This window comes from Streptomyces chengmaiensis (assembly GCF_029846775.1).
GTDB classification, from domain to species: domain Bacteria; phylum Actinomycetota; class Actinomycetes; order Streptomycetales; family Streptomycetaceae; genus Streptomyces; species Streptomyces chengmaiensis.
Map to the genome: position 1 here is coordinate 55,695 of NZ_JARWBG010000007.1, position 12,353 is coordinate 68,047.

10 protein-coding genes are annotated in these 12,353 nt (G+C 72.8%); 3 read left to right on the plus strand and 7 right to left on the minus strand.

The genetic code is table 11. The features are described from left to right. Nucleotides 1–2 precede the first annotated feature (2 nt). Nucleotides 3–746 carry an HAD family hydrolase gene (locus tag QCN29_RS08760; protein WP_279927159.1) on the minus strand — a complete coding sequence of 248 codons (744 nt, stop codon included), beginning with the start codon at nucleotides 744–746 and terminating at the stop codon, nucleotides 3–5. Nucleotides 747–930: 184 nt separating this feature from the next. On the opposite strand from QCN29_RS08760, the gene QCN29_RS08765 reads away from it, so the two are divergent. Then, on the plus strand, nucleotides 931–2,397 hold the full coding sequence (locus QCN29_RS08765; protein ID WP_279927160.1) for a cytochrome ubiquinol oxidase subunit I: 1,467 nt from the start codon (nucleotides 931–933) through the stop codon (nucleotides 2,395–2,397). Next, nucleotides 2,387–3,382 carry a cytochrome d ubiquinol oxidase subunit II gene (locus QCN29_RS08770; protein ID WP_279927161.1) on the plus strand — a complete coding sequence of 332 codons (996 nt, stop codon included), beginning with the start codon at nucleotides 2,387–2,389 and terminating at the stop codon, nucleotides 3,380–3,382. Before QCN29_RS08765 ends, QCN29_RS08770 begins: the two co-directional genes overlap by 11 nt. Before the next feature lie 49 nt (nucleotides 3,383–3,431). Here QCN29_RS08770 and zwf read toward each other — a convergent pair whose 3' ends face one another. The 5 genes from zwf to QCN29_RS08795 form a co-directional block, all read right to left on the minus strand. Continuing rightward, nucleotides 3,432–4,898, minus strand: a complete 1,467-nt coding sequence (zwf, locus tag QCN29_RS08775; RefSeq protein ID WP_279927162.1) for a glucose-6-phosphate dehydrogenase — start codon at nucleotides 4,896–4,898, stop codon at nucleotides 3,432–3,434. A gap of 4 nt (nucleotides 4,899–4,902) precedes the next feature. After that, the gene (gnd, locus tag QCN29_RS08780) at nucleotides 4,903–5,934 is read right to left on the minus strand and encodes a phosphogluconate dehydrogenase (NAD(+)-dependent, decarboxylating) (protein WP_398859157.1); all 1,032 of its coding nucleotides are present in this window, start codon (nucleotides 5,932–5,934) and stop codon (nucleotides 4,903–4,905) included. A gap of 62 nt (nucleotides 5,935–5,996) precedes the next feature. Continuing rightward, nucleotides 5,997–7,070: a transaldolase gene (gene tal, locus QCN29_RS08785; RefSeq protein WP_279927163.1), complete on the minus strand. Its 1,074-nt coding sequence runs from the start codon at nucleotides 7,068–7,070 to the stop codon at nucleotides 5,997–5,999. Further along, nucleotides 7,067–9,130: a transketolase gene (gene tkt, locus QCN29_RS08790; RefSeq protein WP_279927164.1), complete on the minus strand. Its 2,064-nt coding sequence runs from the start codon at nucleotides 9,128–9,130 to the stop codon at nucleotides 7,067–7,069. The genes tal and tkt overlap by 4 nt, the downstream gene beginning before the upstream one ends. A 145-nt stretch (nucleotides 9,131–9,275) precedes the next feature. After that, complete coding sequence (locus QCN29_RS08795; RefSeq protein ID WP_279927165.1) at nucleotides 9,276–10,139, minus strand: universal stress protein; 864 nt, start codon at nucleotides 10,137–10,139, stop codon at nucleotides 9,276–9,278. A 651-nt stretch (nucleotides 10,140–10,790) separates the two neighbouring features. On the opposite strand from QCN29_RS08795, the gene QCN29_RS08800 reads away from it, so the two are divergent. Beyond that, the gene (locus QCN29_RS08800) at nucleotides 10,791–11,699 is read left to right on the plus strand and encodes an AfsR/SARP family transcriptional regulator (RefSeq protein WP_279927166.1); all 909 of its coding nucleotides are present in this window, start codon (nucleotides 10,791–10,793) and stop codon (nucleotides 11,697–11,699) included. A gap of 102 nt (nucleotides 11,700–11,801) precedes the next feature. On the opposite strand, the gene QCN29_RS08805 is transcribed toward QCN29_RS08800, so the two are convergent. Continuing rightward, on the minus strand, nucleotides 11,802–12,347 hold the full coding sequence (locus tag QCN29_RS08805) for a flavin reductase family protein (protein ID WP_279927167.1): 546 nt from the start codon (nucleotides 12,345–12,347) through the stop codon (nucleotides 11,802–11,804). Nucleotides 12,348–12,353 lie beyond the last annotated feature (6 nt).

Sequence of the window (12,353 nt, forward strand, 5' to 3'; positions counted from 1 at the left end):
CCTCAGCTCTGTTCCATCAGCTCGGCGAGGTCGCGCACCACCACGTCCGCGCCATGCGCCCGCAGCTCGTCCGCCTGTCCGGTACGGTCGACGCCGACGACGAGCCCGAACCCTCCCGCGCGTCCGGCCGCCACGCCGGCCAGCGCGTCCTCGAACACCGCGGCGGCCCCCGGCTCGGCGTCCAGGGCGCGGGCCGCGGCCAGATAGGTGTCGGGGGCGGGCTTGCCGCGCAGCCGCTGCTCCCGCGCGACGACGCCGTCGATCCGCTCGTCGAAGAGGTCCTCGATGCCCGCGGCGGCCAGCACATCGCGGCAGTTGGCGCTGGACGACACCACGGCGCGGCGCAGCCCCGCGTCCCGCACGGCCCGCACATAGGCGACCGACCCGTCGTACGCCGCCACTCCCTCCTCGCGGATCTTGCGCAGGACCAGCGCGTTCTTCCGGCTGCCCAGGCCGGTCACCGTCTCGGCCTCCGGCGGGTCGTCGGGCTCGCCCTCCGGCAGCTCGATGCCCCGCGAGGCGAGGAAGGTGCGCACACCGTCGGCGCGGGGGCGGCCGTCGACGTACGCGTCGTAGTCGTGGACGGCGTCGAAGGGAGTGAACACGGCGCCCTCCCGGTCGGCGCGCTCGCGCAGATAGGCGTCGAACATCTCCTTCCAGGCGGCGGCGTGCACCACGGCGGTGCGGGTGAGGACGCCGTCGAGGTCGAACAGACAGGTGCGCACATGGTCCGGAAGCCCCAGCATGCCGCCGAGGCTAGGAGGCCCGGAGCACCGCCGCCACAGCGTCCCCGCCCCGCCGCGCCGCGGGCAACCCTGCCGGATGAGTCGCCGGTGCCATCCGGACCAACGCGGTGCGGTCGGCGCTCCGCCGCGCGGCCGCCGGTGTTTGGCTGGCCTGCGAACGTGACGGCGGCCCGGAGGACCACATATGGACGCATGGTCAGGGTGGGGACTGCTGGCGCAGACGCCGCCCCAGCTGCTCCCGGCCCGCGAGCTGATGGCCTTCACCCTCGGGACGCACATTCTGCTGGTGCCGCTGGGTGTGGCGCTCCCGTTCATCACCCTGCTGATGCACTGGCGCGCACTGCGGACCGGGGAGCCGGCGGCCTGGCTGCTGGCCCGCCGCTGGTCGGCGGTGATGGCGGTGCAGTTCGCGGTCGGTGTGGTGACCGGGACCGTCCTCTCCTTCGAACTGGGCCTGCTGTGGCCGGGGCTGATGGGGCGGTGGGGCGATGTCTTCGGCCTCGGCTTCGGGGTGGAGGCCTGGGCGTTCTTCCTGGAGGCCATCCTCATCTCGATCTATCTGTACGGCTGGCGCCGGCTGAAGCCGTGGACGCACTTCGCCCTGGGGCTGCCGCTGCCGCTGGTGGCGCTGCTCGGGGCGTTCGGCATCCTCGCGGCGAACTCCTGGATGAACACCCCCCGGGGCTTCACCGTCGGCGCGGACGGCGAACCGGTCGGCGTCGATGTGCGCAAGGCGGTCTTCACCCCGATGTTCGGGCCCGAGTACTGGCACTTCGTCGTCGCGATGTTCATGACCGCGGCATTCGTCGTCGCCGGGGTGTACGCGGCCGGGATGCTGCGCGGACGGCGCGACCGGTACCACCGGCTGGGCTTTCTGGTGCCGTTCACCGCGGGTGCTTTGCTCACCCCGGTGCAGCTGGTGCTGGGCGACTTCATCGCGCGCTCCGTCTACCACCAGCAGCCGGTGAAGTTCGCCGCCATGGAACTGGTGTGGGAGACCGACACCCATGTCCCCGAGTACATCTTCGGCGTGCTCAACGAGGACGGCTCGGTCTCCGGCGGCATCAAGATCCCCTCACTGGACTCGGTGCTGGCGGGGTTCACCCCCGGCACCGAGGTGACGGGGCTGACCTCGGTTCCGGCGGCCGACCGGCCGACGACCGCGCAGGCAACCATCGTGCACACCGCGTTCGACATCATGGTGGTGCTCGGCAGCCTGCTGATCGTGCTGGTCCTGTGGTTCGCCTGGTCGTGGTGGCGACGGCGTGATCTGCCGAAGTCGCGCTGGTTCCTGCGGGCGGCGGCCTGCGCGGGCGTCGCCTCGCTGATCTCGGTGGAGGCCGGATGGGTGACCACGGAGGTGGGACGGCAGCCGTGGATCGTCTACGGGCATATGAGGGTCTCCGAGGCGGTCACGGACGAGTCGGCGGCAACGCTGTGGGCGGTGTTCGGCATCGTGGTCGTCGGCTATGCGGCGGTGCTCGCGGCGTTCGTCGCCGTCCTGCTGCGGATGCGCACCCGGTGGCGGCTGGAGGACGAGACCACAGGGGTGCGGGAGGGCGGGCCGCACGGGGGCGGCGAGGGGCCCGAGCACTCCATCCCGTACGGACCGCGGCCCGAGGCGCCGAGGGAGGCAGCCGATGATCGATGACCTGGTGGCCTGGGTCCTCGTCCTCGCCGTCGCGGCCTACGCCTGCGGGGGAGGCGCCGACTACGGCGCCGGCTTCTGGGACCTCGTCGCGGGCGGTGCCGAGCGGGGGCGGCGGCCCCGGCAGCTGATCGACCATGCCATGGCCCCGGTGTGGGAGGTCAACAACGTGTGGCTGGTCTTCGTCCTGGTGGTGATGTGGAGCGGCTTCCCCGTCATGTTCCAGGCGGTCTTCTCGGCCCTGTGGGCGCCGCTGCTGCTCGCCGTCGCGGGGCTGGTGCTGCGCGGCGCGGGCTTCGCGCTGCGCAAGCCCACGCGGCGACTGGCAGAACGGCGTGTGTACGGGGCCGCCTTCGCCGTCTCGTCGCTGCTGACGCCGTTCTTTCTCGGCACCGCGGTGGGGGCGGTCGCCTCCGGTCGGGTCGTGCCCGGCGAGCCGGCCTCCGCCGAGGTGTGGACCAACCCGACGTCGCTGTTCGCCGGGGCGATGACCGTGGCGGCCGCGGCGTTCCTCGGGGCGGTCTTCCTCACCGGGGACGCCCGGCGCTTCGCCGCGCCGGATCTGGTCGGGTACTTCCGCCGCCGGGCGCTGCTGGCGCTGGCCGCACTCGCGGCGCTGGCCTTCGCCGGCGTCTTCCTCACCCGGGACGACGCGCCCTATGTCCACCGGGGGCTGACGCACGGGGCGGGGCTTGCGGTCGTGTGCGTCGCGGGGGTGTGCGCGCTCGGCGCCGCATGGCTGCTGCTGAGGGATGCGGGCACGCAGATCACCCGAGGGGCGGCGGTGGGGGCCGTGGGGGCGGTGGTCATCGCATGGGGGCTGGCGCAGCGCCCGTATCTGCTGCCCACCTCGCTGACGGTGGCCCAGGGGGCGGGTGCGGAGGCGACGATGCGCTGGCTGGTGATCGTCTCGGTGATCGCCGTGGTGCTGGTGGGGCCGGCGCTGGTGCTGCTGTACTGGCTGGACACGCGCGGGGAACTGGAATGACGGCGGCGGGCCGGCAGCCGAGGCAGGCCTGCCGACAGGCGTGCGCGCCTCAGGTCCGGCTGTCCGGCAGCGCCCAGCGGTGCGGGGCGATCAGCCGGTCGGCGCCGGCCGGGCCCCAGGAGCCGGGGGCGTACGGCTCGACCGGCGGCGGGTCCTTGAGCAGCGGGTCGGCCGCCTCCCAGAGCCGCTCGATCCCGTCGGAGCGGGTGAACAGCGACTGGTCGCCGAGCATGGCGTCCAGCAGAAGCCGCTCGTACCCCTCCAGCGCGTGCACGGTGTTGAAGGACTCGGCGTAGCTGAAGAGCATCTCCTGCTCGCTCAGGCGCATGGCAGGGCCGGGCGACTTGACCAGGAAACGGGCGGCGATGGCGCCGGGGTCGGCGAAGTCGATCACCAGCTCGTTGTTCCGTACGCCCGGGTCGCCTCCGCCGGCGAGCCGGAACATCCGCAGGGCGGGCTCCCGGAAGCCGAGCGTGACGACGTGCCGGCCCTGCGCCAGCGCCTTGCCCGAGCGGAGGTAGAAGGGCACGCCCGCCCAGCGCCAGTTGTCGATCTCGACGCGCAGGGCGATGTAGGTCTCCGTGTCGGAGCGGGGGTCCACTCCCTGCTCGTCCCGGTAGCCCTTGTACTGTCCGCGCACGGCGTTCTGCGGGGACAGGGGCCGGAGGCTCTGGAAGACCTTCTCCTTCTCGTCCCTCAGGGGCGCGGCGGCGAGCACGGCGGGCGGTTCCATGGCCACGAATCCGAGGAGCTGGAAGAGATGGGTCACCACCATGTCGCGGAAGGCGCCGGTCCCTTCGTAGAACCCGGCCCGGCCCTCGATGCCGATCTTCTCCGGCACGTCGATCTGCACATGGCTGACGTGGTCGCGGTTCCAGACGGGTTCGAAGAGTCCGTTGGCGAAGCGGAGGGCGAGGATGTTGTCGACGGACTCCTTGCCCAGGAAGTGATCGATGCGGAAGACGCGGGACTCGTCGAAGACGGCGTGGACCGCGGCGTTGAGGGCGCGGGCGGACGCCAGGTCGGTGCCGAAGGGCTTCTCCACGATCAGCCGTGCGCCGTCGGCCAGTCCGGTGGCGCCGAGAAGCTCCACGACGGAGGTGAAGGCCGCGGGCGGCACTGCGAGATGGAACAGCCGCCGCGCGTCCGGGCCGAGCTCGCGTTCGGCCGCCGCCACGGCGGCGAGGAGCGGTTCGGCGGCGCCGGGGTCGGCCGCGCCGAAGGACAGCGTCCGCGCGAACGCCTCCCAGGCGTCGCCTTCGGGAGCCGACCGTCCGAACTCTGCGACGGCGTCGTGTGCGTGGGCGCGGAAGGCGTCGCCGCTGAGCGCGAACTCGGCGGGCGCGGTGCCGACGATCCGGTAGCGGCGCGGCAGCAGTCCGGCCCTGGCAAGGTGGAAGAGGCCCGGCAGCAGCTTGCGCCGGGCGAGGTCCCCGGTCGCGCCGAACAGCACGATCACATGGTCGTCGGGGACGGGCGCCGGGTCGTCGTGCGCTGTCGCGTCGGCCGTGTTCATGCTCTCATCCCGCCTTCTCGGCGTGTCCGCCGAACTCGCCGCGCATCGCGGACAGCACCTTGCCGGTGAACTCCCCCAGCCGGCGCGATTCATAGCGCTGCGCGAGGGCGGCGCTGATGACGGGGGCGGGGACGCTCTCGTCGACGGCGGCCAGCACGGTCCAGCGGCCTTCGCCGGAGTCCGACACCCGGCCGGCGAACTCGTCGAGCCGCGGTGAGCGCGCCAACGCGTCGGCGGTGAGGTCCACCAGCCAGGAGCCGACGACGGAGCCGCGCCGCCACACCTCGGCGACCTCGGCGACATCGATCTCGTACTGGTACGCCTCGGGTTCGCGCAGCGGCGCGGTCTCGGCGTCGACGGTGCGCCCGGTCAGCCCTGCGTCCGCGTGCTCGATGATGCTGAGCCCTTCGGCGATGGCGGCCATCATCCCGTACTCGACGCCGTTGTGGACCATCTTGACGAAGTGGCCGGCGCCGTTGGGCCCGCAGTGGAGGTAGCCGTCGGGGGCCGTCCCGTCGGCACGGGTCCTGCCGGGGGTGGCCGGGGCGCTGTCCGCGCCGGGGGCGATGGTCTTGAAGATCGGGTCGAGCCGGGTCACGGCCTCCGCCTCGCCGCCGATCATCAGGCAGTAGCCGCGCTCCAGCCCCCATACGCCGCCGGAGGTTCCGCAGTCGACGTAGTGGATGCCGTGTTCGGCGAGTTGCGCGGCGCGGACGATGTCGTCGCGGTAGTAGGAGTTGCCGCCGTCGATGACGGTGTCGCCGGGCTGCAGCAGACCGGCGAGCTGGTCGAGCGCCGGCTGCACGACTCCGGCGGGCACCATCAGCCAGACGGCGCGGGGCGGGGTCAGCTCGGCGACGAGGGCCTCCATGGAGGAGGCGGGCGTCGCGCCCTCGTCTGCCAGCTTCTGCACGGCGGCGGGATCGAGGTCGTGGACGACGCATCGGTGGCCGTCCCCCATCAGCCGGCGCACGAGATTGGCGCCCATGCGGCCGAGCCCGACCATGCCGAGCTGCATAGGTGTGTCCGTGGTCATGGGCGGCCTCCCGTTGGTCGGTGGGTGGGGCTTTCGCGTCGGGGCGCGTCGGGTTGCGGGTCTCAGGTGAGGGCGGAGCTCTGTGCGGTGATGCGGGCCATCAGGTCACGCCAGGAGGCGACGAAGGACGCCGCGCCCTCGTTCTGGAGGCGGGAGGCGAGCGCCTGGAGGTCGACGCCCGCGGCGGCGAACCGGCCGAGCGTCTCGTCGCAGTCGCCGCCGTCGGCCGGAAGGGGCCGGTCGACCTCTCCGTGGTCGTGGAAGGCCTCCAGGGTTGCGTCGGGCATGGTGTTGACGGTGAACGGCGCGGCCAGCCCGTGGACGTACAGCGTGTCGGGGGCTTCCGGGTCCTTGGTGCGGGTGCTGGCCCACAGGAGCCGCTGCATCCGCATGCCCGCGTTCTGCAGGCGCCGCACCCGGTCGGAGTCGGACAGCGTGCGGTAGGCGCGGTAGACGTCGAGCCCCACGGCGAGCCCCAGCCGGTCCTGGAGCTCCTGCGGCGCCCGGTCGGCGACGGCGACGTCCCAGCGGGACATGAAAACCGAGGCGACCGAGCCGACGGCTGGGTCCAGACCGGCCGCGACACGCCGCTCGGCCCCCTCGAGGAAGGCGTTCGCGGCTGCGCGGTAGTGGTCGGCGGAGAACAGCAGGGTGACGTTGACGGGCACGCCGGCGGCGATGCACTCGGTGATCGCCGGGAGTCCTTCCGGGGTGCCGGGGATCTTGATGAAGAGGTTGCGTCGGCCTGCGCGGGCATGCAGGTCCTTCGCGGCCCGCACAGTCGCCCGGGTGTCGTGGGCGAGGTCGGGGGACACCTCCAGGGAGACCCAGCCGTCGACGCCGTCGGTGCGGTCGTGGACGGGCAGGAACAGATCCGCCGCCCGGCGCAGGTCTTCCAGGGCCAGTTCAAAGAACAGCTCCTCGCCGGAGTGTCCGCGCGCCGACAGCTCCGCGATGGCGCTGTCGTAGTCGCCGGAGGCGATGGCCTTGTCGAAGATGGACGGGTTCGAGGTGAGGCCGGTGACGGAGTACGCGTCGATGTAGTGCTGGATCTTCCCCGAGTCGAGCATGCCGCGGGTGATGTTGTCGAGCCACAGACTCTGGCCGTGCTCGCGCAGGGTCTCGGTCGCTTTCACACCGCCACCCCCTGCCGCTCGGCGACCAGTTCGCGTGCGGCCTGGGCGACTCTCTCGGGAGTGAAGCCGAACTTGGTCAGCAGATGCTTCAGCGGGGCCGACGCGCCGTAGGTGTGCATGCCGATGACGATCCCCCGGTCGCCCACGTACCGGTCCCAGCCGAAGGCAGAGGCCTGCTCGACGCCCACCCGAGCGGTGACGGCGGGCGGCAGCACCCGGTCCCGGTACTCCTTGGGCTGGCGGTCGAACAGTTCCCAGCAGGGCATGCTGACGACCCTGGCGGCGATGCCGTCTCCGGCGAGTTCCTCGCGGGCGGACAGCGCGAGGGAGACTTCGGAGCCGGTGGCCAGCAGGATGACGTCCGGTTGCCCGTCGGGCGCGTCGGCGAGGACGTACGCGCCTTGGGCCAGGCCGGAGGCGGGCGCGAGCCGCGAGCGGTCGAGCGTCGGCAGGGCCTGCCGGGAGAGGACCAGCGCGGCCGGCTCGCGGCGCAGTGCCGTGACGGTCCGCCAGGTCTCGGTCACCTCGCCCGCGTCGCAGGGGCGGAAGACGAGGAGACCGGGCATGGCGCGCAGTCCGGCGAGCTGCTCTACGGGCTGGTGGGTGGGGCCGTCCTCGCCCACTCCGATGGAGTCGTGGGTGAAGACGTGGATGACGGGGATCTCCATCAGGGCCGACAGCCGGATGGCCGCCTTGGCGTAGTCGGAGAAGATCAGGAATCCGGACCAGTACGGGCGGAGTTTGGTCAGCGCCATGCCGTTGGCGACGGCCGCCGCCGCGTGCTCGCGGATGCCGAGGTGGAGGTTGCGCCCGGAGGGCTCGTCGGGCTGGAAGTCGCCCGCGCCGCCGAAGGTGAGGCGGGTCTTGGTCGACGGCGACAGGTCGGCCGAGCCGCCGAGCAGCCAGGGCACCTTCTGGGCGAGGGCGTTGAGCACCTGTCCCGAGGAGTCTCGGCTGGCGATCCCCTTGGGGTCGGCGGGGAAGTCGGGCAGGTCGCCGTCCCAGCCGTCGGGCAGTTCACGGCGCTGGATGCGGTCCAGTTCGTCGGCCAGGCCGGGCCAGGCGGCGCGGTAGGCGTCGAGCTGCTTCTCCCACGCGCCGCGCAGCTCCGCTCCGCGTGCGCCGATGCCCCGGTCGAACCAGTCCCGCACGCCGTCGGGGATGTGGAAGGTCTCGTCAGGCGGCATGCCGAGGAAGCGTTTGGTCTCCCGTACCCCCGCCGCCCCGAACGGCGCACCGTGGGCCTTCGGGGAGTCCTCCACGGGGGAGCCGTAGCCGATGTGGCTGTGCACCAGGATGAGGGTGGGGCGCTCGGTCTCGGCATGGAAGGCGTGGAAGGCGCGTGCCGCGGCGTCGAGGTCGTTGGCGTCGGAGACGGTGGTGACGTTCCAGCCGTAGGCGAGGAAGCGGGCGGCGACGTCCTCGGTGAAGGTGATGCCGGTATGGCCCTCGATCGTCACCCGGTTGGAGTCGTAGATCCAGCACAGGTTGGACAGTCCGTGGTGTCCGGCGAGGGAAGCGGCCTCGGAGGAGACGCCCTCCATCATGCAGCCGTCTCCGGCGAGCGCGTAGACGTCGTAGTCGAAGAGCTCGAAGTCCTCCTTGTTGTACCGGGCGGCGAGCCAGCGGCCCGCCATCGCCATGCCGACGGAGGTGGCGACGCCCTGGCCGAGGGGGCCGGTGGTGGTCTCGACCCCGCTGGTCCAGCGGTACTCGGGGTGCCCGGGACAGCGGGAGTCGAGCTGCCGGAAGCTCTTGAGGTCGTCGAGCGTCACCGAGGCGCGCCCCAGGATCTCGTAGTCCGGGTCGACGGCCCGTACACCGGTCAGATGCAGCAGGGACCACAGCAGTGCGGAGGCATGGCCTTCGGACAGCACGAAGCGGTCGCGGTTGGGCCAGATGGGGTCCCGGGGGTCAAAGCGGAGGAATCTCTGCCACAGCGTGTACGCGACGGGCGCGATCCCCATCGGGGTACCCGGATGGCCGGACTCGGCCTGCTGGATCGCGTCCATGCACAGGCCGCGGATGGTGTTCACCGACAGAGTGTCCAGGTCGGTCATGGGCGCTTTCCGTTGCTCGGGCGGACACGGGCACTTCCAGTACATGCCGCATCGCCCGCACCCGCACCCGCACGGGGCTCCGCCGTACGCCATCTGCCCGCCGCCCGCGGCCCCGGGCCCGGCGCGGGCGGGCGGGCGGGCCCGGTCAGCCGTGCGGGACGACGGCGACGGGGCACGGGGCGTGGTGGATCACGGCGTGCGTGGTGGAGCCGATGTGCGTTCGCGGCTCATGCCCGCGGTGGCGGCCCACGACCACCAGCCGCGCCCCGGCGGCCGCCTCCACGAGGCGCCGGCCCGACCGCCCGGACACCACCTGCTCGTCCACCGCCATCTGGGGGAAACGGTCGCGGTACGGGCGTACGGCGTCCGAGACTGCCGTCGTCAGCTGCTGCTCCGCCTTCGCCCCCGCGTCGCTCTCCGCGACGGCCCTGTGGTGGAGGGCGGCCAGCCGCCAGCTGTGCACGATGTGCAGCGGCGCGGAGTGGCGGGCCGCGAAGTCGGCGGCGAAGTCGATCACCTCGTCCGCAGGGTGCTTCAGATCCAGTCCGAGGACCACCCGGCCGTCGCCGGGCTCTCCGGGACGCGTCCCGTCACCGTGCCGCACGAGCACGACCGGCCGCTCGGCCTGCGCCACGACCTCCTGCCCCACCGAGCCGAAGAGAAAGCCGCCGGCCGCGCCGAAGCCGTGGGAGCCCAGCACCAGCATCTCGGCGTCGGCGCCCGCGGCCAGGAGCACGCGGGTGGGAGCGTCCTCGATCTCCTCGGCGGTCGTGGCAAGCCCGGGCCTGCGCGACCGCGCCCGCTCCTCCATCTCGTCGAGCAGACTCCGCGCCCGCTGGGCCAGTTCGTCACGGGCGGGCTGTACGGCGACGATCGGATGCTCCTGCCAGAGCGAGGCGTTGACCAGCCGCAGTCCGGCGTCCCGCAGGGCGGCCTCGTCCGCGGCCCAGTCCACCGCCGCCAGGCTCTCGTCGGAGCCGTCCACGCCGACCGCGATCTGTCCCGGCATGCTGCCTCTCCTCGTCTCGTGGGGGTTCCTGCGAACGATCCGTCGCGGGTGTCCGCACAGGAGAACACTTCTGATCAAAACTCATCATCGCTGGCGAAATCATGCCATGACGGTCGCTCAGTCAGTCGCTCTCCGGGCCTCAACGGGATGTCATGGTCGGCTGCGGCGGCGGGTCGCCGCGGGAGAGGTCGCCGCCCTGCCCGAGCCGGTGATCGGGGTGCTGGTCCTCGGCCCCGTCGTCGAGACCGCGCGCCGGTGGCCGGCCGGCACATACGACGTCGATCTCGGCCGGGCCGCACGCATCCTGCCCGACCGGATCTGGCTGTCCGTGCAGCCGGACGGGAGCGGGGCCCGACGGACCGCCCGCGCCGCCCGCCGGGCTCCTCGCACACGGCGGCAGCCGATGGGCCGACTGGCTGGAGCCTTCTGTTCCGCAACCGCTCCGCTGGGGTTTTTGAGCGCCGACACACGTCTGATGCCTGTGAGTTGGCTTATTCGCGCCGGTGACACCCCTCAGCCGATCCCTTATCTATGGCATACGTGTGCGAGATCCCGACGACCAGTCGACCGACAGGAAAGCGCGCCCGCGGGCGCCGGCATCGCGGGGGTGGCAGATCAGTGTTGGCCAAGCGGACCAGACCTACGGCGGGCTTGACTTCTCATGACGGATACGGCTCTCTGCCGGACTGCGCTCGGAGCGCCGACGGCGAGGCGGGCGGGCCGCAAACGCCGACGTATCTGGTCCTGGGCCCGCTGGAGGTCCGGCGGGCGGGTGTGCCGTGCACCCCCACGGCGCGCAAGCGGCGCGCGCTGCTGGCGCTGCTGCTGCTCCACGCGAACCGGTCGTTCCCGGTGGACGCCCTGATCGACGAACTGTGGGGCGGCCGGCCTCCCCGGTCGGCGGTGGCGACGCTGCAGATGTATGTGTCGGGGCTGCGCCGGACGCTGGACCCCGGGCACAGCCGCGAGGGCCGCGACCCCCGACGGCATCCGCTGCTCCGCACCTCCGGCTCCGGCTATCTGCTGTGCGTACGACCGGGTGAGCTGGATCTGGACCGGTTCCGGGCGGCGGCCGCCCACGGCCGGGAGCTGATGGCCGCCGGTGACTGCCCGGCGGCCACGGAATCGTTTCGGCAGGCGTTGGCCCTGTGGCGGGGCACCCCCCTCGGCGATCTGGGCCAGAGCGGCCTCCCCGCCCACTACGCGGTACGGCTGGAGGAGGAGCGCCTGGCGCTGGTCCACGACCGGGTCGGCGCGGACATCTGCCGGGGCCGGGCGCACGAGGTGGTGGGCGAACTCGAGGAGCTCTGCGCACGTCACCCACTGCGCGAGGGCTTCCACGAGCAGCTGATGCTGGCCCTCGCCGCGACCGGACGCCTCGCGGAGGCCCTGGACGCGTATGCGCGGGCCCGGCGCACGGTGGTGGAGAACACTGGGATCGAGCCGGGCCCCGGCCTCAGGAGCACCCAGCAGGCCCTGCTGACCGGGGCCCTCCCGGGCAACGCCGGCCATGAGCGGTGCGGCGCCCGTACGCTCCAGCCGGCGGCCGGCCGTTGCTGAGGCCGTACGCCGAGGCCGGTCCGACCCGAGGGGCCGTCCGGGCGGGGCGAGGGCCCCGGAGCCGGGCGGCGGCCGCCGAAGCGCGGCGGGCGCGGCGGCGGGTCAGTCCGGCGGGCCGGGCAGGGCGCGGCCAAGACGCCAGTCCAGGCGGCGGTGGAAGTACACCAGAGGCTCGCCCTCCTTGAGCACGCAGTGCACCGCCTCGCCCACCACGATGACATGGTCGCCGTGCGGGAACAGCGCGTCCGCCCGGCACTTGACGTAGACGGGCACATCCGCGAGGCGCGGCACCTCCCCGTCCCACTCCCACAGCGCATCGGCGAACTTGTCCTCGGCGCTGCCCGCGAAGACCCGGGCCAGGGCGGCGTCCGTACGGGCCAGCAGATGGACGCCGAAGGCGGCGCCCGCCCCGGTCCCCAGCTCGCGGCAGGTGCGCGAGCTGCGGGCGAGCGCCACGAGCACCGAGGGCGGGTCCACGCTGTACGAGCAGAGCGACGACACCAGCAGCCCGCACGGCCGGCCGTCGGCCCCCCGCAGGGATACCACCGCCACGCCCGACACCAGGCGGGACATCGCCTCGGTGAAGCGTTCCGCCGACTCGGTCTGCTCCCGCCGTCCCAGACCCGTCTCCCGCTGCCCCAGCCCCATGCGGCC

What these genes read in the sequence shown, in the direction of transcription:
- QCN29_RS08760 (WP_279927159.1), bottom strand. Translation starts at nt 746, where the DNA reads ATGCTGGGGCTTCCGGACCATGTGCGCACCTGTCTGTTCGACCTCGAC.
- gnd (WP_398859157.1), bottom strand. Translation starts at nt 5,934, where the DNA reads ATGACCACGGACACACCTATGCAGCTCGGCATGGTCGGGCTCGGCCGC.
- QCN29_RS08770 (WP_279927161.1), top strand. Translation starts at nt 2,387, where the DNA reads ATGATCGATGACCTGGTGGCCTGGGTCCTCGTCCTCGCCGTCGCGGCC.
- zwf (WP_279927162.1), bottom strand. Translation starts at nt 4,898, where the DNA reads ATGAACACGGCCGACGCGACAGCGCACGACGACCCGGCGCCCGTCCCC.
- tkt (WP_279927164.1), bottom strand. Translation starts at nt 9,130, where the DNA reads ATGACCGACCTGGACACTCTGTCGGTGAACACCATCCGCGGCCTGTGC.
- QCN29_RS08765 (WP_279927160.1), top strand. Translation starts at nt 931, where the DNA reads ATGGACGCATGGTCAGGGTGGGGACTGCTGGCGCAGACGCCGCCCCAG.
- QCN29_RS08805 (WP_279927167.1), bottom strand. Translation starts at nt 12,347, where the DNA reads ATGGGGCTGGGGCAGCGGGAGACGGGTCTGGGACGGCGGGAGCAGACC.
- QCN29_RS08795 (WP_279927165.1), bottom strand. Translation starts at nt 10,139, where the DNA reads ATGCCGGGACAGATCGCGGTCGGCGTGGACGGCTCCGACGAGAGCCTG.